This is a genomic window from Cohnella sp. GCM10020058, assembly GCF_042683485.1.
Lineage (GTDB): Bacteria > Bacillota > Bacilli > Paenibacillales > Paenibacillaceae > Cohnella.
The window spans coordinates 316,575-338,592 of sequence record NZ_JBHUJV010000004.1 but is presented as its reverse complement, the minus strand read 5'-3'; the positions used below and the strand labels follow the sequence as shown (position 1 = coordinate 338,592).

Genomic DNA, 22,018 nt, shown 5'->3' with positions numbered 1-22,018 from the left:
CGGCGACCATGAGATTAAAAACTGCCGAAGTTCCGCAGACGCCCGGAGCGGACACGACGTCGATTCGTCGGCCGGGGTGGATCGCTCTACTATGGAAGCACCGCGTGTCGTACTTGTTCATCGCCCCCTTCATGATCAGCTTTATTATTTTTATCGTGGTTCCTGTTATCGCCGCGATCGTCCTGTCCTTTTTTACCTTCAACGCGGTATCCGCGCCGCGCTTCAGCGGCTGGAACAACTATCTGGCGATCGTGTCGCAGGACTGGATCTTCCTTCAATATGCGATCCCCAATACGTTTAAGTTCGCGATGATCGTCGGTCCCGGCGGCTATGCGCTTTCTTTTATTCTCGCGTGGCTCATCAACCAGCTGCCGAAGAAAATCAGGGATTACTTCACTTTGGCCATCTACGCGCCCTCCCTCGCGGGAGGCGTCGCGATGGTGGTCGTGTGGGTCGTGCTGTTCAGCGGAGACCGCGTAGGCTATCTGAACAATCTGCTGCTGTCCTTCGGCGTTATCGATACGCCGCAGCTGTGGCTCAAGGATCCGAAGTGGTTCATGAACGTAATGATCGTCATCTCTCTCTGGTCCAGCATGGGCGTCGGCTTCCTCGCCATGCTGGCCGGTCTGCAGACGGTCAACGAGGAGATGCTGGAAGCGGGCGCCATCGACGGCATTTCCAACCGCTTGCAGGAGATTTTCTACATCATCATTCCGGCGATCAAGCCGCAGATGCTGTTCGGGGCGATCATGGCCGTCGTGGGCACCTTGAAGGCCGGCATGGTCGGTTCTATGCTGGCGCAATCCACGGGCCAGAAGATCACGCCGCAATATTCCGGCCATTTGATCATTAACCACATCGACGACTTTGCTTTCATTCGTTACGAAATCGGGTATGCGGCCGCGCTCAGCGTCATTTTGCTCGCGGTCATGTACGGGGCGTCCAAATTCTCGATGAAAATATTCGGCAGCAAGGAGGACGAATAGCCGTGCAACGCGTATGGAAGCTGCTCAAATTGCCGAAGCCGGACCCCTTCCTGATCGTCGCCTTCATCGGGTTGACGCTGCTGGCGCTGTTTATGCTGCTGCCACTCGTATTTATCGTCAATCATGCGTTCAAGCCGATCAACGAACTGTTTATTTATCCGCCGCGCTTCTTGGCAGAACACCCGACGATGTTCAATTTCCGGCAGCTGTTCCTGAACGCGCAGAAAATGTCCATTCCGTTTTCCCGCTATTTTTTCAACAGCGTATTCACGACGGGCGTCACCGTTCTGGTCGCCGTGCTGATCAGCGCGATGGCGGCTTATGCGTTCTCCAAGCATCGGTTCCCTGGCATGCGCGCGTTCTTCGGCCTCATCATCGTATCGCTGATGTTCGCCCCGGAGGCGGTCGTAATTCCCCGGTTCATCCTCGTCTCCGAACTTGGCCTTATGAATACGTATGCCGCCCATATCTGGCCGCTCGTCGCGATGCCCGTCGGGGTATTCCTGATGCGCCAGTTCATCGACCAGGTACCCAACGCGCTCCTCGAAGCTGCCAAGATCGACGGCGCCCGGGAATGGAAAATTTTCTACCGTATCGTCCTGCCGGTCTGTATGCCCGCCGTGGCGACCGTGGCCATTCTTGCGTTTCAAGTGTCATGGTCTCAGACGGAGACGTCCAACTACTACACGCAGGTCGAATCGCTCAAGACCCTTCCGTATTATGTGGCGACATTGACCGGGGGATTGGGGAACAGCGTCGTCGGCCAAGGCGTCGCCGCAGCGGCCGGCCTGGTGCTGTTTTTGCCTAATTTGTTCATATTTCTGTTGTTTCAGCGCCAGGTGCTGATGACGATGGCTCACTCGGGCATCAAGTGATTGGGGGGAGGACTTGCGTGGGAACCACGTCGAGCTGCATACCGAAAAAGCTATTGCGGCGCGCAGCGCTGCTATTGTTAATCCTTGCCCTGGCGCCTTGGAGTACGGCCGAAGCAAGCCTGCCTTATTCCACTGTCTCCAGCGATGCGAACGGTCAACGGATTCTGACCCCGGACGCTTACGTGCCTCGCGAAGTATGGAACGGGTTTAACGACCCTGAGGACCTGTTCGTCACCGCCGCGGACGAATTGTACGTCGCCGATACGGGCAACAACCGCATCGTCCAACTGGACGCGGACGGTCGCGTGCTCCGGACGATTCCGACGGCCCTTGGGGACGGCGAAGACAAGCAGAATCGGGATCCGAAAGAAAAGCTGCGCCATCCCGAAGGCGTATTCGTGACTGCGGAAGGCGAGATCTACGTTGCGGACTCGGGAAGCCGCAGAATCGCCGTATTCGACAAGGACGGGAAGTACGTCAAGGAATTCGCCGCCCCCCAGTCCGAGCTGATTCCCTCCACTTTCACGTACATCCCTTCCAAGGTCATCATCGATGCCCGAGGCTACATGTACATCGTGACCAAGGGCGGCTATCAGGGGATGCTGCAGCTGGACCCGGACGGTCGCTTCTCGGGCTTCTACGGCGCCAACAAGGTGCAGACGGATTGGATGACGCGCATCAAGCGAAAGTACTATACCGAAGAACAGCTCAAGGCCGAGGAGGCCAACTTGCCGGGCGCCATCACGAATATGACGATCGACGGCCGCGGATTCATCTATACGCTGAACCGGGATTTGAAGAGCGGCCAGCTGAAAAAGCTGAACTACGGCGGGATCGACCTGCTGGGCGGCCGCAACTTCGCGCCGTGGCTGGGGCCGCTGGACCGGTTTTCGATGCAGGACGCGGCAGTCGATGCGGACGGTATCGTCACGGTGGTCGAGGCGGCCGCCGGCAGAGTCTATCAGTACGATCCGGACGGCAATCTGTTGTTCCGCTTTGGGAACGCGGCTACGAGCACCCAGCAGATGGGACTGTTCAAGCGGGCGACCAGCGTAGCGGTCAACAGCCGCGGGCAGATCCTCGTCGCCGACGGCGAGCTGAACAATATTCAGGTGCTGGACCGTACGTCGTTCGGGAGTCTCGTCCACTCGGCGGTGTCGATGTATACGCGCGGCGAGTACGAAAAAAGCCGGAAGGCCTGGCAGGAAATTCTGAAGCTGGACAGCATGTACAACCGGGCTTACCAGGGCATTGCCAAGGCCGAGTACGACGCGGGGCAGTACGAGCAGGCGATGCGGCACTTCGAGATGGCCAACGACAAGACGGGTTATTCGGAATCGTACTGGCAGCTGCGGATGAAGGTGCTGATGCGGGAGTTCGGCCGGGCGATGACGGGGATCGTCGTCTTGCTCGCCGCCTGGTACGCATTCCGTCGGATCCGGCGCCGGCGCGCGGAATCGATGCAGCCGCCCGAGGCGAAGCGCCGTCCGGCGGGCCGCTGGGGGACCGCCCTTCGCTTCACGGGACTCGTGCTGCGCAAGCCTTCCCTGGTTATGGGCGAAATCGCCGAACGCCGGACGATCCCGTTTATGTATGCCGTCGGTCTCGTCGTAGCGGGTTATCTCGTTCGCATCGCCGGCGCATGGGCGGTCAGCTTCATCTTTGCGAAGCAGGACTTTATCGATATCAGCCTGCGGTCGGAGGCGGTCTCCTACTTCGTCCCTTGGACGCTGTGGGTGCTGGCCAGCTATCTGATCGGCTCGGTGATGAAGGGGGAAGGCACCTTCCGCAACGTGTTCATCGTCAATGCCTACGCGCTGGTGCCCTATCTCGTGCTGACGCTGCCGATCAAGCTGCTGTCGAACGTGCTGACGCTGCAGGAGAGCGTCCTGTATACGTCGGCGCTTACGGGCATCCAGATCTGGATGCTGCTCCTCTTCTTCATCGGGACGCAAGCCGTGCAAAACTACAATCTCAAGGAAGCGATTCAAATGGCAGCCGTCTCCCTGTTTACGATGGGCTGCATCTGGCTGTTCGGCTTCGTGCTGATCGGGCTGGTCTATCAAGCGGTCGACTTCTTCGTCGATCTGGGGCAGGAGGTGTGGAGCCGTGTTTAAGAAAATCGTACGCGGCGGACTGCGCGGACTGCGCCGCATGAGGGCCGCCCTGCTATCGCTCGCGGCCGTCGCCGCGGTCATCGGGCTGCTGGCGCTGACCTCGGAGGGCCGGCACAAGGGAATCGGCACATACGACGCGGGCAAAGCCCAAGCGTTCGCGGAGGCTCTCACGGTCGGGCAGCAGAAGCCGTCGGGCGAGAGCCGCGAGCTGGGCGGACGGACATGGTACCGCATGGCGGAACAGACCGGCACGGCGCTGTGGCTCGAGCCGACGATGGGACAGATCGCACTGGAAAATACGCGCACGGGCGCGCTCTGGCTCGGCAATCCGGGCGAGACGGAGCTGGCTCAAGCGAACGCCAAGGGCATCTGGGCGACCAACCTGCGCGCGCCGATTCTGTTCCGCTATTTGGACGAAGGACAATCCAACGAAAAGGTCGCGAATACGGTCGATCAGGAGGCAAAGGTGGAATGGGTCTTGGTCGACCGAGGGGTCGGCGTGCTCTACTCGATGGACAAGCTCGGCTTTTCCTTCTATGTGGAGTACACCGTCGAGCAGGGCGAGCTCGTCGTCCGCATGCCCGCGGAGGGCGTGCGGGAGGCAGGGACGAAGCGGCTCGTCAGTCTGGAGCTGCTGCCGTTTTTCGGTGCGACGCCGAACGGTCCGGACGGCTATCTGTTCGTGCCGGACGGTCCGGGCGGGCTGATTCGGTTCAATCGGACCGACAGCGGCCGGCTTGCCCCGTATGCCTTCCCGGTATACGGCTACGATCCGGCCGTCTGGACCGTCGGCGCTTACGAGAATCGTTCGGACATCGCCTTTCCGGTGTTCGGCCTGAACCGGGGTACGGACAGCTACATCGCCGTGATCGAGCGCGGTGCGGCCAATGCCTCCATTCTGGCGTCGCCGGCGGGCATCAATACCGGCTTTAATGAAGTCCATACCCGGATCACGCTGCGCAATTATTATTATCAGCCGATCGGACTGGGCGACAGCAATTGGAAAAATGTCTTTCAGGAACAGCTGGCGCCCGTCGAGGTCCAAATTCGGTATTTGCTGACGGCCGAAGGCCGCTCCGACTACGTAGGCATGGCGCAGCAGTACCGCCAGTATCTCATGACGCATGAGCAGGTGCCGACGCTCCGGGAAAAGAACGGCGCGGACTACGGCCAAGGCAGTCCGCCGCTCATGCTCAATTTGGTGATGAGCGCGGCTGAGCCTACCCCGACAGGGGAAAAGCTGGTCGTCGGCACGACCTTCAAGGAGGCCGACGGCATCGCGAATGCCCTGGTCAAAGCCGGCATCCTTAACATGAACGTCAGCCTGACGGGATGGAACAGCGGCGGCTTTCCCGGACGGCTGCCCGACCGCTTCCCCGTGGAGCGGCAGCTCGGCGGGGATAGCGGACTGCGGCAGCTGCGGGAGCGGCTCGCCGCGATGGGCATCCCGCTGTCGTTGAACGATGCGCCGTTCTACGCCACCGACAAGCGAGCCAACGGCTTCTCGGCGCGCAGCGACGCGATTAAAAACATCAACGGCACGACGGTCGCCTGGACCCAGGGCGGAGACTGGTACGGGGACGCGAACATCCCCGATTTTTACTTCCTCGCGCCGAACGAGGCGCGGAAGAAGTGGGAGCGCACATTGACGGAGCTGAAGCGATTGGGCATCGGCGGCGTGCATGCGCAAACCTACAGCCACGGATTCAGCGACTATCGCGCGGACGGCTACACGACACGCGAGGCGTCGATCGGCACGCTGCAGGACATGCTGGACGAAGCGTCCGCCGAGCTGGGGAGCGTGCAGACGGTCGCCGCCGCATACAGCGTGGGCCATGCGGATCACCTCAGCGGGATGGCGCTGGATTCCAACTACGATCTGATCGTGGACGAGCAGATTCCGTTTTTCCCGATCGCGATCCATGGCTTGGCGACGTATTCGAGCAATCCGGGCAATCTGCGGAGGAATCCGACCGTCGCGTTTTTGCGGGATATCGAATACGGGGCGGTGCCGGCCTTCACGGCGATGGCGGGCGACACGCGGGATATGAGCCGAACGACTTTCGCCTCGATGTTCAGCGGACAATTCTCTCTCATCCAGGATCAGATCGTCGAACAATACGAAGCCTACCGGACCGCCGGCGCGGACGTATGGGCCGGCTTTATCGAGGGTCACCGCCAAGTGGCGGCGGGCGTCTATGAGACCGTCTATGAAGGGGGCCGCAAGATCTGGGTCAACTACAACAACGAGCCGTACGAAGCGGACGGCATCGTGGTGGACGGACTGAACTTCAAGATCGTCGAGGAGGGGCGCGCATGACGGACAATTCGTCGACCATAATGGCTCTGAGCGCCAAGGATCACCGAAGGAAAAAACGACGTCAGAGAGGCCGGGAAGCGCTGCGCGGATATTTGTTTTTGGCGCCCTGGCTGATCGGCATCGCCTGCTTCGTCTGCTACCCGCTCTTCTATTCGGTCTATATCAGCTTCAATAAAGTATCGATCGCCAAGGACGGCTCGGGACTCGCCTACGAATGGATCGGCTGGGGCAACTACCGCTATTCGTTTTTGCGGGACAATGTATTTCCGATCGAGATGCTGTCGTTCCTGCGCGAGCTGCTGTTCATCGTGCCGATCACGGTCATCTTCTCCCTTTTGGTGGCGGTCATGCTGAATCAGAAATTTCGCGGTCGCATGTTTTTTCGCATGATCTTCTTTCTGCCGGTCATTTTCGCCACGGGCGAAGTGCTCACGGAGCTGTTCACGCAGGGACAAGGGGCGATCCCGTTCGGGGACCAATACGATGTCGAGGGGCTGATTTACGGCATTTTCTCGCCGAGCGTCGCGGGTACGATCATGTCGGTCATTTCCCGGTTCGTCATCATTTTGTGGAGCAGCGGCATCCAGATCATTATTTTCCTGGCCGCGTTCCAGACGATCTCCAAGTCGACGTTCGAGGCCGCCCGCATCGACGGCGTCACGCCGTGGGAGTCGTTCTGGAAGATTACGTTTCCGGTCATCGTGCCGTTTATCGTGCTGAATCTGATCTACACGCTCGTCGACCAAGCGACCAATCCGTTCAACCCGATCATCGCGCATATCCTCAAAAACATGAGCGACGCCGAGACGGGATACGGCTACGCCAGCGCGCTGGGCTGGATCTATTGCGCGATCACGCTAATGCCGATTCTGATCCTCGCGAAGTTCGGCAGACCGGCTAACAAGAAGAAGGGGTGAGGCAGATGGTCCTGTTGAATCGTGTCCGGCGCTATTGGACGCGCCATCACATCGCGGAGCGGCTCCGGGTCGCGCTCGTCGGCAGGCAGATCGTCGACGGGCTGCTGTTCAAGGCCGCGTTGATCGCGATTCTGATCGCGATTGCGGTACTTTACGTGAAGCCGCTGCTCTACATGATGTCTACCTCGCTGAAGACGCTGCCCGATTTGCTCGACCAGTCGGTGCGCTGGATACCGGGTACGCTCGCGTGGACGAATTATGAAAAGGCGATCGGCGGCTTAAAGTACTGGCGATCGCTCGGCATCACGTCGTTTATCGCGCTGACGGCCGCCGTTCTGCAGACGCTCGCTTGCGGGATCACGGGATACGCCTTCGCGCGGCTGCATATTCCGGGCAAAAAATTCTGGTTCGCCATCGTCATTCTGACGTTTCTGATTCCGCAGCAGACGCTAGTCATTCCGCTCTATGTCATGTACGTCAAGCTGGGGTGGCTGAATACGGTATTGCCCTTCATCGTGCCGGCGGTCGTGGCGCAGGGAATCAAGGGCTCGCTGTTCATTATCATTTTCCGGCAGTTTTTTTCCACGCTGCCCAAAGAGCTGGAGGAATCGGCGCGGATGGACGGCGCCGGGGCGTTTCGAACCTACTGGAGAATCATGATCCCCCTCTCCCGCCCGGCGCTTTTAATCGTATTCCTGTTCTCTTTCGTCTGGCACTGGAACGACTATTTCGAACCCGCCCTTTACCTGAAAGGCGCAAATTTCTACCCACTCTCGCTTAGTCTGGAGCATCTCCAATCGAATCTGAACTTTATGAGCGGGTCTTCCTCAGGCCTGACGAACGTGGTCGTCGACGTGAACGAGCCGATCAAAATGGCGGCCGCTTTTCTTATCATCTTGCCTCCGCTCATCCTGTACATGTTCGCGCAGCGATATTTCGTCGAAGGCATCGAACGTACAGGAATCGTGGAGTAGGCCGGATTCGCGGCACAACGGCGTTTAGAAGGAGCCTATCTGAAATGAAGAAACAATTGTACGCCACATTCGTCAACCCCGGCCCCGCTTACCGCGGCAAGCCTTTCTGGTCCTGGAACGGAGAGCTGAACCGTGAGGAGCTGCTTAGACAGATCGACGTTTTCGAGCAGATGGGCTTCGGCGGATTTTTCATGCACGCCCGGACCGGGCTTATTACGGAGTACCTGGGCGAAGAATGGTTCGAGCTGACGCGAATCTGCGCGGAGGAAGCGCAGCGGCGGGGCATGGAGGCCTGGCTGTACGACGAGGACCGCTGGCCGAGCGGCACGGCGGGCGGAAAGGTTACGGCGGAGCCGAGACACCGCATGAAATTCGTGAAGATGCACATCTTCGCGGAGGCGGTCTGCCCGTGGCGGGAGACGTGGGTCGCGGCCTTCGAATGCAGGCTGGAGGACGGCGCCTACTATGACGGCCGCAGGCTGGCCCCCGGCGAAGACGCGACGCCGCGTCCAGGCTATGTCACCCTCGCCTTCGAGATCGAAGAGATGGCGCCGGAGAGCTTCTACAACGGGCAGACCTATGTGGACACGATGAACCGCGAAGCGACGGATGCGTTCATCGACGTCACGCACGCGCAATACAAGGCGCGGATGGGCGAACTGTTCGGGAGCGCCATTACGGGCATTTTCACCGACGAACCGCATCGCGGACCGCTGATGACGAACTTCAACGTCGCCAACGCCGATCCGCAGCATATGCTGCCCTGGACATACGACCTGTTCGAGCGCTTCGCCGCCAAGTTCGGCTACGATTTGCGCGACCGGCTGCCGGAAGTGTTTTTCCGTCCGGAGGGACGCAGCGTATCCCAAGTGAAGTGGCATATCGTAGATCTGCTGCAGGAGCTTTTTCTGGACAACTATGTCAAGCCGCTCGACGAGTGGTGCCGGGCAAACAAGCTGATCCTGACCGGGCACCTGCTGCATGAGGACTCGCTGTCCGCCCAGACGGCCATGGTCGGCTCGGTCATGCGCTGCTACGAGCATATGGAATATCCGGGCATCGACGTGCTGACGGAGGGCAACCGCTGCTACTGGGTGGCCAAGCAGCTGTCCTCCGTCGCCAGGCAGATCGGGCGCAAGTGGCTGATGTCGGAGCTGTATGGCTGCACGGGCTGGCAGATGCCGCTTGAAGCGCACAAGGCGGTCGGCAACTGGCAGACGCTGCTCGGCATTAACCTCCGCTGCCACCATCTGTCCTGGTACACGATGGAAGGCGAATCCAAGCGGGACTACCCCGCCAGCATCTCCTATCAATCGGCCTGGTGGCGGGACTATCAGGCGGTAGAGACGTATTTCGCCCGTCTCGGCACAGTCGTGACGCACGGCGCGCCGGTCTGCGACCTGTTGGTCGTCCATCCCGTCGAGAGCGTGTGGTGCCAGGTACATGCCGGCTGGGCAGACGTCCTGGCGGGCAATACGGAGGAGATTCGCAAGCTGGAGACCGACTTTGCCAACGTGTTCAACTGGCTCTCGGGCGCACGGATCGACTTCGACTACGGCGACGAGGACATGATGCAGAGACGATCCGCCGTCGAGCGCGACCCGGACGGCCGCGCAGCGTTCCGACTCGGCAACGCCGTCTACGGCGCCGTGCTGGTCGCGGGCATGACGACGATCCGCGCTTCCACGCTTAGGCAGCTGGCGCTGTTCCGGGAAGCCGGAGGCGTGGTCGTCTTCGCCGGCGAAGCGCCCGGCTATGTCGACGCCGTGCCGTCCGAGGGCGGTCGGACGCTGGCGGCGAGCTCGGTGCAAGTGCCGCTTGATGCGACGGGCATCGCGGCCGTCGGGGCGCATATCGCGGGCGGCCGATTATCTGCCGTCGACGAGCGAGGCGAGCCGATCGCGGATCTGTATGCGCAAGTTCGCCGCGACGATACGCATACGTACGTCGTCCTGCTGAACGTCAACCGCGAGACGGCCTATGCGGGCGTTAAGCTCCGGCTGCCGTACGAGGGCCATGCGGAGGAATGGGACTGCGAGACGGGCGAGCGGATCGCAATCGATGCCAGATGCCTGAACGGCGCGATCGAGTTGACCGCCGACTTCGCCGCGGCGGGCGAAAAAGTATATGTAATCGGCAACGCGCCGGATGCGCCGGATGCACTGGATGCGCCGCCGACCGCGCGGCCGGCGACGCGGACCGTGGCGGCATACGAGTGGGAAGGCAGCTTCGCCTATGCGCTGGACGAACCGAATGTATGCGTGCTCGATCGCGCCTCGTATAAGCTGGACGACGGCGAATGGCGAGATACGATGGAGATTCTGAAGCTGGATCGCGCCGTTCGCCGGGAGCTGGGCTACGCCTACCGCTCCGGCGACATGGTCCAGCCTTGGTATGCGATCCAGACCCGGGCCGGGGCGGCCCGCCAGACGCATCGTTTGACCTTGCGGTATTCGTTCGGCGCGGACCTAGCGGCCGCAAGCGGCACCGCGGGCGGCTGGCAGCTCGCGGTCGAACGGCCGGCGCAGAAGCGGATCAGTCTGAACGGCCGCGAGCTCGCGGGCGGCGACGCGGGATGGTGGGTCGACCCGGTGTTCCGCAAGCTGGACATCCCGCCGGCCTGCCTGCAGCCGGGAATCAATCATATCGAGATCGAAGTCGACTTCGATGCCGGCGTCGATCTTGAGGCGATCTACCTGCTTGGCCCGTTCGGCGTAAAGGTGCATGGCGCGGATAAGACCGTCGGGGCGCTGCCGGAACGGCTGGCCGTCGGCGATCTCGCGCAGCAGGGACTGCCGTTCTACGGCGGCACCGTCACCTACGCGCTCGAGTGGGACGCCTATTTAGAGCCGGCGCAGCGGCATCTGGACAGCGTGCCCGGCGCCGGGGTACAGCTGGAGGTGCCCGCGTACGAAGGCGCCTGTCTGAGAGCGGGCAGCCGGACGGCGGGCAGGGTCACGATTCCCTGGCGGCCGAACGTCGCGGACGTGGCGGGTATCGTCGGCGCGAACGAGCCGCTGCTGCTGGACGTCGTACTGACCCGGCGCAATACGTTCGGGCCGCTCCACATGGAACCGCTGTACAGCGAGGCCTACGGACCCGGCCATTGGCTGACGGAGGGAGACGCGTTCAGCGAAGATTACAAGTTGGTCCCGTCGGGACTGACGCAGCCCCCGCGGTTGCTGCTGCTGGCGCCCGCGCCATGAAGCGAACCGCCGCATCGTATCCTATTCATTCGCGACTTAGGCATTGGAGGTTCTAGACTTGATAAAAATCGCCATTTTGTGGAACGACAGCGTCGGCGACGGCTCGATCGCCGTGGCATACGGCAAGCTGGAGCGCATGGAAGTAACGGCCGGGCGCGGAAGCTGCGATTCTGCCGAGGGAACGTTCGCGCTGCCGGGCCCGGGCAGACTTGAGTTGGAGCTGGGCGACGAAAACGTGAGCCGGGGCGCGTACGCGACGATGGTATCCGTGCGCGGCGCGAAGCATGGGTTCAGCTTTTTCCTGCGGGACGTCAACCGAACCTATCCGATCTATATACCGGCCTACGGCGTAGTCGTGACGGAAGCGGCGCATACGGAATCGTACGATGAGATCGTCGGACGGATCGCGGACAGCGGCCTGCGCACGAATCTTCAGCAGATCGAGGCGGAGCCGGAGGAGTCGTTCGATCGCGCCGCCGAAGCGGGCAGAGCGCTGACCTGTCCGATTTGGCTGGGCTTGTCGCGGGATGCGAGATTGTTCGAAGCGGACTTTCGCGGCGTCGGGGACAACGACAATATCCGCTCGTGGGACTGCGTGCGTCCCCGCTATCCCGCCCGCATCAACCAGCTGCCGGAGACGGGCGACGCGCCCGTCCTCTACTACTATTTGCTCGGACGCGGGATGGGCGCCGAATACCGCGTCTCTCGCAGTCTGGAGGAGCGCGTCTATCCGATCGCGCACGGCTCGATCCGCGACGACGATATCGTCTACGACAATGTCGCCTTCGTTTCCTACGAAGCGAGTCCGTTTACGGCCGAGACCCTGCAGGGCACGCATTACTTGGCCGCCGATCGCGCCAGCGTCGGGTACATGTTCACGCCCGAGCAAGAGGCGAGCTGGGAGCGGCTCGCCGGAGCCGAGCCGGATCGCGCGGAGGAGACGGTCTACTACGCCAAGACAACCGCGACGAATCTCGGCAAGGTGCCGCGATACGCCTGGTTTAAAAATCCCGCCCCCTTGAACGCAGCGTATGCGTTCGAAGGCGGCGGGCTCGGCGTGTTTGAATCGGGCCGTGTCTTCGTCGTATCCAAGCTGGACGGGGGGCCGATGCCCCAAGAGGAAGTCGCGGTGCTGCTACAGCCCGGGGAGTCCGTCACCTTCGAGTTCTACATTCCGCACACGCCGATCTCCAGGGAACGGGCGCTGCTGCTGGCGCGGCAATGCTTCGATTCCCTACATCGGGAATGCCTCGCCTTCTGGAAGGCCAAGCTGGACGGCGCGATGCAAGTCCGGCTCCCCGAGCCGAGAATCGAGGAGATGATGAAGGCGGGTTACCTGCATCTGGATCTCGTCTGCTACGGCAGGGAGCCGGACCGGACGCTCGTGCCGACGATCGGCGTGTATACGGCCATCGGTTCGGAGAGTTCGCCGATCATCCAGTACCTCGACTCGATGGGCGCGCATCGCACGGCCGAGCGGGCGCTGCAATTTTTTCTGGACAAGCAGCATGAAAACGGGTTTATTCAGAACTTCAACGGCTACATGCTCGAGACCGGCGCCGCATTGTACGTCCTGGGCGAGCACTACCGGTATGTACGGGATAAGACATGGCTGAAGCGTATCAAGCCGCAGATGCGCAAAGCGTACGAATACTTGAAAGGCTGGCGGGAACGCAACCTTCGAGAGGAACTGCGAGGGCGCGGCTACGGCATGCTCGAGGGCAAGACGGCCGATCCCGAGGATCCCTTCCGCTCCTATATGCTGAACGGCTTCGCGTATGCGGGATTGAAGCGTCTGGCCGAGATGCTGGGGGAGATCGACGCGCCGCTCGCGGACGCGGTCGGCGCGGACGCCGAGGCGCTCAAGCGGGATATTCTGGCCTCGATCCGGGAATCGCTGGCGAGCTCCCCCGTCGTGCCGCTCGGAGACGGCAGCTGGGTGCCGACCTGCCCGCCCTGGGCTAACTACAGAGGGCCCGTCTCGCTCTATGCGGACGGCGGCAAATGGGGAACGCACGGCTCCATGGTCGTGCGGGATTCCTTGCTTGGGCCGCTGTACCTGGTCATCCAGGAGGTGCTGGAGCCGGACTCCGTGGAAGCCGAATTCCTGCTCGGCTTCCACAATGAGCTCATGTGCATGCGGAATGTCGCGCTGAGCCAGCCGTATTACAGCGTGCATCCCTGGATACACCTCAAGCGCGGCGAGACGAAGCCGTTCCTTAAAGCCTTCTACAATGGCGTAGCCGGGCTGGCGGACAGGGAGACGTATACGTTCTGGGAGCACTATTTCCACGTGAGCCCGCACAAGACGCATGAGGAAGGCTGGTTTCTGATGCAGTGCCGGTGGATGCTCTATCTCGAGGAGGAGCGGACGCTCCGGCTGCTGCCGGGCATCCCGCGGGCATGGCTGGAGCAGGGCAAGGAGATCTCGCTCCGCGAGGCGGCCAGTCATTTCGGGCATTTCTCCATGGACATCCGCTCCGACATCGCGAACGGCACGATAACGGCGCAGCTCGCGTTCCATGCCGAACGCCGCCCCGGCAAGGTCAAGATCCGTCTGCCGCATCCCGGCGGCGCGAAGGCGCTGCGGACCTCCGTCGGCGCCTACGACGCGGCGTCGGAGACGGTAGAGATCGACGAGCCCGGCCGCGAGGTGCAGATCGTGCTGACCTTTGCCTAAGAAGCGCATGCCGCAGACAGCACGCCCGGATTCCGCCAGGAACCGGGCGTTTTTTTAAAGGAGGTATGACTCCGCTCGAAGCATATGTATGATCCGGCGATTGGCAAGGCCTTGAAGTGGCGGGACTGCACTTATCGAATCGGAAGGTGTGAGGCCTGGACATCGACAAAACGGCATTCTCGCTGCAGACTTTGGATGAGACCGGTTTGCGCCGCAGCAAGCGATTACCCGTGCGGAATACGCCGTCATGCTCGTGAACGCGCTCGGACTGGCGGCGCAGCCGGCAGACCGCTTCGACGACGTCCGGACCTCGGACGATTATGATCAGGCATTGGGCGTCTGCAGAGCATTGGGCATCGTGGAAGGAAACGGCAACAACCGCTTCACCCCGACGGCAGTACTGTCGAGACAAGAAATGATGGCCATGACGGAACGCGCATTGGCCGCGATCGGCCGATCGCGTGCCGACTCGAATGATAGCTTGAGCCGGTTCAAGGATTCGGACCGTATCGGGAAGCCGTTCCGGAGCAGCATGGCGAACCTTGCGGCCGCCGGGCTGGTGGAGGGTTCGGATGGCAGAATCGGTCCGGATGCCCTGGCGATTAGGGCTGAGGCCGCCGTGCCGCTCTACCGAGCTTATCTGCTGGCCGCTTAAATCCGGCTGCGCGTTCCCTTCTTTTGATGCGCCTCGATTCTGACGCAGCGTATTATGGCTTGTTCTTGTCTCCGCCATTTTAAGGCTTCTGCCCGCGATTTTTATATGATACGCTTATATAGAAAAGAGAGAAATCCTAACCTTACCATTGGAGGCGCTTGCATGAGCCAAGAGACGCTGCAGGAAGGATACTTCGGGGAGTTCGGAGGCAGCTTCGTGCCGCCGGAATTGCAGGATGTGCTGAGCTATCTCAGCGAGCAATTTTACAAGTTCCGGGACGATCCGGCATTCAACGAGGAGCTGCAGTACTACCTGCGGGAGTACGTCGGACGGGAAAGCCCGCTGACCTACGCGGAGCGTCTGACCGATGCCTGGGGCGGCGCCAAGATCTATCTCAAACGCGAAGACCTGAACCATACGGGCGCGCACAAGATCAACAACGCCATCGGCCAGATCCTGCTTGCCAAGCGCATGGGCGCGAAGCGCATCATCGCGGAGACGGGCGCCGGACAACACGGCGTCGCGACGGCTACGGCTTGCGCCATGTTCGATATGGACTGCGTCATTTACATGGGCGCCGAGGACACGCGACGTCAATCGCTGAACGTATTCCGCATGGAGCTGCTCGGCGCGAAGGTCATCCCCGTCGACAAGGGGCAAGGCCGGCTGAAGGACGCGGTCGACGAGGCGCTGGGCGATCTGGTGCAGAACTATAAGAATACGTTCTACCTGCTGGGCTCGGCCGTAGGGCCGCATCCGTTCCCGACGATGGTCAAGCACTTCCAGGCGATCATCAGCCAGGAGTCCAAGCGGCAGATTCTGGAGAAGGAAGGCCGGCTGCCGGACGCCGTCATTGCCTGCGCGGGCGGCGGCAGCAACGCGATCGGCGCGTTCGCGCATTACATCGACGAGCCGGGCGTTCGTCTGATCGGCGTCGAGCCCGACCAGGCGCCTACGCTGACCGAAGGCGTGCCGGGCATCATCCACGGCTTCAAATGCCTGGTGCTGCTGGACGAAGCGGGAGAGCCGCGCAAAACTTACTCCATCGCAGCTGGACTCGATTACCCGGGCATCGGGCCGGAACACAGCCATCTGAAGGTGTCCGGTCGTGCGGAATATGTGACGGTCACCAATGAAGAGGTGCTGGCAGCGTTCCAGGAGCTGTCGCGCACGGAAGGCATCGTGCCTGCGCTGGAGAGCGCGCACGCGGTCGCCCACGCCAAGAAGCTGGCGCCGACGCTGCCGCGGGACCAGATCCTCATCGTCAACTTGTCCGGCCGCGGCGACAAGGACGTCGAGCAAGTGTTCCATATGCTGAAAAAGTAAGCGGCCGACGCCCGCGAGCGCAGAGAAGCCGTCCCCGAGTCATGTTCGCTGACTTAGGGACGGCTTCTTTGTGTTTGCTGTGCCGGCCATAGAGAATCGAGTTGTCTAAAACAAGGGTCCCATCCGAGGCCATGAAGCTCCGGATAGAGCTTCATAGCTGGACCGCGGCACATTCTGAGGCCATGAAACTCCAGACAGGACTACATTAGCGGGGCCGCGACACCATCCGAGGCAAGAGGCTCTATATCGAGCCCCTCCAGTGATCGCACCGCTAGCCGGGACCACGTAACCTTATCTGCTAGCCCCTTTTCACGCCTCCTGCAGCCACTGCTTCAGATCGTCCGTCGTGCGCAGGATGTCCTGCCGCTGCGCTTCGCCCGAGATCTCGCGCTCGATGATGTACTCGCCCGCGAAGCCGATCTCCTTCAGCTTGCGCACGAACGCCGGGAAGTTCACCTTGCCCGTGCCCGCGCGGACTTCCTCGCCGAGGTTGTCGCCGTCGGTCGGGTACAGCCCGTCCTTTACATGGATGTTGCGCACGTAAGTGCCGATCGTGTCCAGTGCGTCGATCGGATTGCCCTTGCCGTACAGGATGAGGTTGGCCGGGTCGAGGTTGATGCCGAGGTTGGACGTGCCGACCCGCTGGATCGTCCGCAGCAGCACGACCGGCGTCTCCTGCCCCGTCTCGAACCAGAAGCCGATCCCCTTGCTCTCGCAATAGGCGGCGACCTCGCGGACAGCTTCGACGACCGCCGGGTACGCGGGATCCGTCATATTTTCCGGGATAAATCCCACATGCGTAATGATCGCGGGCGCGCCAATCCATGACGCGAAGTCCGCCCAACCCTTCAGCGCCTTCACCCGCTCCTCGCGGTAAGCTTCGGGCACGAGGCCCAGCGTCAGCGGACCCTGCGTGAAGTTCCACTCCGCCGGTCCCGGCACGCCCGCCCATACCGCGCAGATGCGAACGCCCGCCTCGCCTGCTTCCTTGACGACCCGCTCGGCCACTTCCCGCGTACAATCATCCATGTTCCACGAATTCAATTGGCATACGTTAAATCCGTAATCGCTGACGACCTTAAACATATTGTCCTGCGCGCTCGTATCGATCGTATGAATAACGCCAATATTCAAGTCCAATACCCTCCTCGTGTCCCCAAGACGGGGCCGACGCCCGCCAGTGGCTATGTAAGCTTGCTAGCCTCATCATAGCCCCTTTCCCTGCGGCTTGATTTAGAAAATTTGTCGGTAAATTTATACTTCCTTTTGCATAATCGAACGGAAAGTTTATACTTTAAGGAGGAGGGGACAACCGGATGGATTTTATCAAGCATCGGCTGCGCGAGCGGCTCGTCGTGAACGACATCTATACCTGCTATTACTTCGAGCAGTCCAGTCGCGAGCAGTACGTCGCGGAGAGCCATGATTTCTGGGAGATCGTCTACGTGGATAAGGGCGAGGTCAACGCGAACACGGGATCGGGGTATTATCGGCTGAACCAAGGCAACATTCTCGTGCACAGTCCGAACGAATTCCATCAACTGGAGAGCACCGGCAGCAAGGCGCCCAATCTGTTTATCGTCACCTTCCGCTGCGACAACGAAGCCATGGCCTTTTTCGACGAAAACAAGCTGTTCCGCATCGGACAAGCCGAGCATGCGGCGCTCGCGCGACTGATGAAGGAGGGACTGGACGCCTTCGGCCTGAACCAGTATCCGATCGTCCCCAGGCCCGAAGCCGCGTTCGCTGCGGAACAGCTGTTTAAACTCTATTTGGAGCAGTTGCTGATCCTCATCATCCGCAATGCGCAGCCTGCCAGACAGCAGGCCGAGCAGCTCATGTCCACCACCGCCGAGAATCAGAGCGCGCACATGGGCAAGCGCATCGTCGCTTACCTCGAGCAGAATCTATCCGGCAAAATTACGCTGGACGGCCTGTCCGCACAGTTTAATATGAGCCGCACGCAGCTGAACATTCTGTTCAAGCGCACGGTCGGTACGGGCATCATCGCGTACCTCAACCGGCTGAGGATCGAACGCGCCAAAAGCTATATTCGCGAGGAAGTCTATAACTTGACCGAGATCTCGAACCTGCTCGGGTACAGCAGCGTCCATTATTTTTCGCGTCATTTCAAGCAGTCCGTGGGCATGACGCCGTCCGAGTACGCCAGGACGATCAAGGCGAGGAACGAGCGCTGAGCGCGGCGGGCCGCGTCAGAGCTTGAACTTGGCGACCGCTTCTTCCAATACGACGCCTCGACGTTTGAGATGCTCCGTCGTGTCGGCGATCCGTCTCGCCGCTTCGAGCTGGTCGGCAGACATCCGCTGAATGGAGATCGTGCTGTCCGCGCTGACAGCCGAGATCTGCGACATCTGCTCGACCGACGCGGCGACTTCCTCGGACCCGGCAAGCACCTGCTCCGCGGCAGCCGAGATCTCCTGGATATATCCGTTTACAAAGACGAACCGGTCTACCGTATCGTCGAATAACGATGCCACTTCGCCCGACAGCTCCACGCCTTTTGCCATCTCCTGCGCTTCCTCCGCCATCCGCTCCCCGATCTGCGCCGATTCTCGGCGGATCTGCTCGAGCAGCGAGGTGACCTGCGTCGCGGACATCGCGGCTGCCTCCGCAAGCTTGCGGATCTCGCCGGCCACGACGCCGAATCCCGATCCGTGCTCTCCGGCCCGCACTGCCTCGATCGAAGCGTTCAGCGCCAGAATCTTGGTCCGGTCCGCATTGCTCACGATCGACTGGAGGATGGGCTTGATCTCCTGCATATAGTCGTTCAGCACCTGGACCGAGCTCGTCGTCTGCTCTGCGACGCCGGACATCGAGCCGACCTGCGCCTTGAGCCAACGGATAGAGCTTCTACCTTGCTCTGCCGTCGCCAGCGCGTCGCCGGAAGCCGCGGCGACGCTTGACGACGCTTCGGCGACCCGCTGGATGGCCAGCGAGATCTCTTCCATCGACTTCGCGCTCTCTTCCGCTCCCGTTCGCTGATGCGCCGCCCCGTCGGCCAACTGCGCGATCGATTGCTCGAGCTCCACGTTTAGCGTCACCATGCGGCCCGCCTCGGTACCGAATCGATCGGTCGAACGCACGAGCTCCTCCGTCGTCGCCGTCACGTCGCGCAGCACGCTGCCTAACGTGACGCCCAGTCTCTCGGCCATTTTCGCCATTGCGACGTACGCTTGCCCGATCTCGTCCTTGGACCGTACGCGCCGTGCGCCCAGCTGCCGCTGCGCCTCCGCCAGATCGCCGCCGGCCATCGCTTCCGCGCCGCGCACGATCGTGCCGAGCGGCTTGAGCGCCCGGGACATGAACCAGGCGATCAGTAAAAAGACGACCAGCGTAAGCGCACCCATCAATATGAAAACAGGGGTGCTCTTGTCCAGGACCTGGCGATAAATCGAGTTGGAAACGGAGACGTCCGTGTCGATGCCGATAGCCCCGACCACCTGGCCCGACGAATCCCGCAGCGGCGCGTAAGCCGAGATATAATCGCCGTAATCGGCATTGTGAAGAATGCCCGTCTTGGCCGTATTGCCCGCCAATACGTCAGCGATCGCTTCCTGCGGCATGTCGGTGACCTCGCCGATCGGAGACGCCGTCTCTTCGTTCTTCGGCTGGCCGTCGATCAGGATGACAGGCTGCCCCTGATCGTCGATTTTTACCGTATACACGTACAGCGCGCCGATCTCCATCCGATAGCGGTTCAGCGCTTCGCGCAGCTGCCAATACAGGTCGTTCTCCTGCGCATCCTTCATATAAGTCTCGTAGGAGGCCATATCGAAATGCCCCGCATACGCCTCGGCGACGTGCATGCCGAAGCTGCCGATCGCTTCCTCGCTGGCCTGCTTGGTGTTGCGAACTTGCAAATAGATCAACGCGGAAGACAGAATGACGAAGATCGTCAGTATCATAACCGACAGCTTGAATACGAGGCGGCTCCTAAATCTAAACATGCGGATCCATGCTCCTTAGTGTGGTTTGCGACAAATTTCCCTATTTTTCAAGAATGCTCGACATTATAAATTCGATTATTATTCGACTTATCCTTCTTGAAGGAAGGCGTTCGCGGCTAAATAAAGGCTTAGCGCGGCGAGCGCGAGAAAGACGGTCAATAATTGCCGATTGTGCCGGAATTGAGCGTGCCACAAGTCAAAGAAAATGGCCGCGGCCCGCTTGGCCCAGCTCTCATATATCGATTCGTCTCCAAACGACGCGAGCGGCGGGGAGACCGTTTTTGAGATCAGACTGCCGAAGCACGATCGCGCATAGCCTCCCCTTGCAGAGCGCCTCTTATTTTGCTCGGGATCCGATTTAATAGTCAGAAAGCAGTTAATCTGATCCCGGGGAAGGTATCCGGCTCAAATAGTTGTTGAAAAGCATTTAATAGGGTTGCCGGGCGTTCCCGGGAGCAAATTTTCGGGGAATAGCTGCCTTCTAGCAACCTCAACCGCAAATTGACGACCATGAATCATCAACCATCGATCGCCAACCATTAACCGCCAATCAACCGCCACTAGCTACCCCTCACCGCCATTCAACGCATTGCATTTGAGAACCGGGCGGGCCAACCGCCCGGATCTTTGCGTTCGCGTAGGTTAAACAGGCAGCAGCCCCAGCAGCACGCCGCCTGCCGCGCCGGCCAGGACGACGGCCCACGGCGGCAGCTTCCAAAAAGCCAGCAGCAGGAACAGCAGAAGCGCCATAGCCGCGTCCGCCGGCCTCGCGACGGCCGTCGTCCACAGCGGGTCGTACAGCGCCGCCAGCAGAATGCCCACGACCGCCGCGTTGATCCCGGCTAACGCGCCACGAACGCTAGGACTGCTCCGCAGCGCGTTCCAGAACGGAAGCGCACCGACGACGAGCAGGAAAGCCGGCAGGAAAATGGCGATCACGGCGATGGCCGCGCCTCCGATGCCGCCTGCCATCGTCCCCAGGTAGGCGGCAAAAGTAAACAGCGGCCCCGGCACCGCTTGCGCCGCGCCGTAGCCCGCCGAGAAGTCCGCCTGGCTTACCCAGCCCGATGGCACGACGACGCGCTCAAGCAGCGGGAGCACGACATGCCCGCCGCCGAAGACCAGCGCGCCCGACCGGTAAAAGCCGTCGAACATCGCCAGCCAGCGAGCATCGCCGAAGCTTCGGAGCAGCGGCAGGCCCGCCAGCAAAATCGCAAAAAGCACGAGACAAACGACGGCGCTGATACGTCCGGCAGGAATGCGCAGATCGGGCGCCTCTTCCCGCGACGGCTCCTGGCGGTAAATCCGCCAACCGACCAAACCTGCCACGACAATAATAAGCGCCTGGGTGTAGACCGACTGCCACATCAAGACGCCGGCCGCCGCCAGAACCGCTAACGTCGCCCTGCCTCGGTCCGGCGCGAGCTGCCGTCTCATGCCGGTCACCGCCTGGGCCACGATCGCGACCGCGACAAGCTGGAGTCCATGAATCCATCCCGAACTGCCGATGTCGTATCCGCGTACAAAATAGGCAAACACGACGAGCGCGATGACGGACGGCAGGGTGAAGCCCAGCCAGGCTGCGAGACCTCCAAGCAGGCCCGCACGCGATACGCCGATGCCGATGCCGACCTGGCTGCTGGCCGGTCCCGGGAGCAGTTGGCACAAGGCCACCAGATCGGCGTAGCTCCGCTCGTCCATCCATTTTCGCCGGCGCACGTATTCTTCATGAAAGTAGCCAAGATGGGCGATCGGCCCTCCGAAGGAGGTCAAGCCCAGCTTGGTCGATACGGCCAGTACCGCCAGCAGTGTGCCGAGCTTCCCGTTTCGATATGTGCCCCTAACCTCTTGCCGATTCGATAGCATGACGTCTATTAGCTCCTTGCAGCGATTTACTTTTACTTATAACACGCGATTGTTGTCCCTGTGTTGCTCCCCCAATCTCCCGTTCAAAACGATAACCTTACCTTGACGCAAAAAAGTAAAATCCGCCT

The 22,018-nt window shown here is 61.0% G+C and carries 14 protein-coding genes; 11 read left to right on the top strand and 3 right to left on the bottom strand.

The window, feature by feature from the left end; all coding sequences use genetic code 11:
* Positions 1-8 precede the first annotated feature (8 nt).
* The 10 genes from ACFSR7_RS07875 to trpB all read left to right on the top strand — a co-directional run bounded on the left by ACFSR7_RS07875 (position 9) and on the right by trpB (position 16,056).
* A complete protein-coding gene (locus ACFSR7_RS07875) occupies positions 9-986 on the top strand; it encodes a carbohydrate ABC transporter permease (protein WP_378160289.1) in 978 nt (325 codons plus the stop codon).
* Positions 987-988: 2 nt separating this feature from the next.
* Positions 989-1,861 (top strand): carbohydrate ABC transporter permease, encoded by an 873-nt coding sequence (locus ACFSR7_RS07870; RefSeq protein WP_378160287.1) that lies wholly within the window; start codon positions 989-991, stop codon positions 1,859-1,861.
* 17 nt (positions 1,862-1,878) lie between these two features.
* Positions 1,879-3,978 carry an SMP-30/gluconolactonase/LRE family protein gene (locus ACFSR7_RS07865; RefSeq protein WP_378160285.1) on the top strand — a complete coding sequence of 700 codons (2,100 nt, stop codon included), beginning with the start codon at positions 1,879-1,881 and terminating at the stop codon, positions 3,976-3,978.
* Positions 3,971-6,298, top strand: coding sequence for a DUF5696 domain-containing protein (locus ACFSR7_RS07860; RefSeq protein WP_378160283.1), 2,328 nt, complete (start codon positions 3,971-3,973; stop codon positions 6,296-6,298). The genes ACFSR7_RS07865 and ACFSR7_RS07860 overlap by 8 nt, the downstream gene beginning before the upstream one ends.
* Positions 6,295-7,215, top strand: a complete 921-nt coding sequence (locus tag ACFSR7_RS07855) for a carbohydrate ABC transporter permease (protein ID WP_378160281.1) — start codon at positions 6,295-6,297, stop codon at positions 7,213-7,215. Before ACFSR7_RS07860 ends, ACFSR7_RS07855 begins: the two co-directional genes overlap by 4 nt.
* Positions 7,216-7,220: 5 nt before the next feature.
* Positions 7,221-8,189, top strand: a complete 969-nt coding sequence (locus ACFSR7_RS07850; RefSeq protein WP_378160279.1) for a carbohydrate ABC transporter permease — start codon at positions 7,221-7,223, stop codon at positions 8,187-8,189.
* 44 nt (positions 8,190-8,233) lie between these two features.
* Positions 8,234-11,395, top strand: coding sequence for a hypothetical protein (locus ACFSR7_RS07845; protein WP_378160277.1), 3,162 nt, complete (start codon positions 8,234-8,236; stop codon positions 11,393-11,395).
* Positions 11,396-11,453: 58 nt separating this feature from the next.
* On the top strand, positions 11,454-14,075 hold the full coding sequence (locus ACFSR7_RS07840; RefSeq protein ID WP_378160275.1) for a hypothetical protein: 2,622 nt from the start codon (positions 11,454-11,456) through the stop codon (positions 14,073-14,075).
* A 247-nt stretch (positions 14,076-14,322) separates the two neighbouring features.
* On the top strand, positions 14,323-14,730 hold the full coding sequence (locus tag ACFSR7_RS07835) for an S-layer homology domain-containing protein (protein ID WP_378160274.1): 408 nt from the start codon (positions 14,323-14,325) through the stop codon (positions 14,728-14,730).
* A 162-nt stretch (positions 14,731-14,892) separates the two neighbouring features.
* Complete coding sequence (gene trpB, locus ACFSR7_RS07830) at positions 14,893-16,056, top strand: tryptophan synthase subunit beta (RefSeq protein ID WP_378160272.1); 1,164 nt, start codon at positions 14,893-14,895, stop codon at positions 16,054-16,056.
* A 309-nt stretch (positions 16,057-16,365) separates the two neighbouring features.
* Here trpB and ACFSR7_RS07825 read toward each other — a convergent pair whose 3' ends face one another.
* Positions 16,366-17,190 carry a sugar phosphate isomerase/epimerase family protein gene (locus ACFSR7_RS07825; RefSeq protein WP_378160271.1) on the bottom strand — a complete coding sequence of 275 codons (825 nt, stop codon included), beginning with the start codon at positions 17,188-17,190 and terminating at the stop codon, positions 16,366-16,368.
* A 182-nt stretch (positions 17,191-17,372) separates the two neighbouring features.
* Here ACFSR7_RS07825 and ACFSR7_RS07820 point away from each other — a divergent pair, with 182 nt between their 5' ends.
* Entirely contained in the window at positions 17,373-18,254 is an 882-nt protein-coding gene (locus ACFSR7_RS07820) for an AraC family transcriptional regulator (RefSeq protein WP_378160269.1), read from the top strand.
* Between the two features lie 15 nt (positions 18,255-18,269).
* Here the strand turns inward: ACFSR7_RS07820 and ACFSR7_RS07815 are convergent, their stop codons facing one another.
* Complete coding sequence (locus ACFSR7_RS07815; protein ID WP_378160267.1) at positions 18,270-20,024, bottom strand: methyl-accepting chemotaxis protein; 1,755 nt, start codon at positions 20,022-20,024, stop codon at positions 18,270-18,272.
* Between the two features lie 642 nt (positions 20,025-20,666).
* Positions 20,667-21,890, bottom strand: coding sequence for a chromate efflux transporter (gene chrA, locus ACFSR7_RS07810; RefSeq protein WP_378160265.1), 1,224 nt, complete (start codon positions 21,888-21,890; stop codon positions 20,667-20,669).
* Positions 21,891-22,018: the final 128 nt, after the last annotated feature.

Bases quoted from the DNA above. Each gene is read 5' to 3' on its own strand.
- ACFSR7_RS07875 (WP_378160289.1), top strand. From the start codon at position 9: ATGAGATTAAAAACTGCCGAAGTTCCGCAGACGCCCGGAGCGGACACG.
- ACFSR7_RS07855 (WP_378160281.1), top strand. From the start codon at position 6,295: ATGACGGACAATTCGTCGACCATAATGGCTCTGAGCGCCAAGGATCAC.
- ACFSR7_RS07850 (WP_378160279.1), top strand. From the start codon at position 7,221: ATGGTCCTGTTGAATCGTGTCCGGCGCTATTGGACGCGCCATCACATC.
- ACFSR7_RS07845 (WP_378160277.1), top strand. From the start codon at position 8,234: ATGAAGAAACAATTGTACGCCACATTCGTCAACCCCGGCCCCGCTTAC.
- ACFSR7_RS07835 (WP_378160274.1), top strand. From the start codon at position 14,323: ATGCTCGTGAACGCGCTCGGACTGGCGGCGCAGCCGGCAGACCGCTTC.
- trpB (WP_378160272.1), top strand. From the start codon at position 14,893: ATGAGCCAAGAGACGCTGCAGGAAGGATACTTCGGGGAGTTCGGAGGC.
- ACFSR7_RS07820 (WP_378160269.1), top strand. From the start codon at position 17,373: ATGGATTTTATCAAGCATCGGCTGCGCGAGCGGCTCGTCGTGAACGAC.
- ACFSR7_RS07815 (WP_378160267.1), bottom strand. From the start codon at position 20,024: ATGTTTAGATTTAGGAGCCGCCTCGTATTCAAGCTGTCGGTTATGATA.
- chrA (WP_378160265.1), bottom strand. From the start codon at position 21,890: ATGCTATCGAATCGGCAAGAGGTTAGGGGCACATATCGAAACGGGAAG.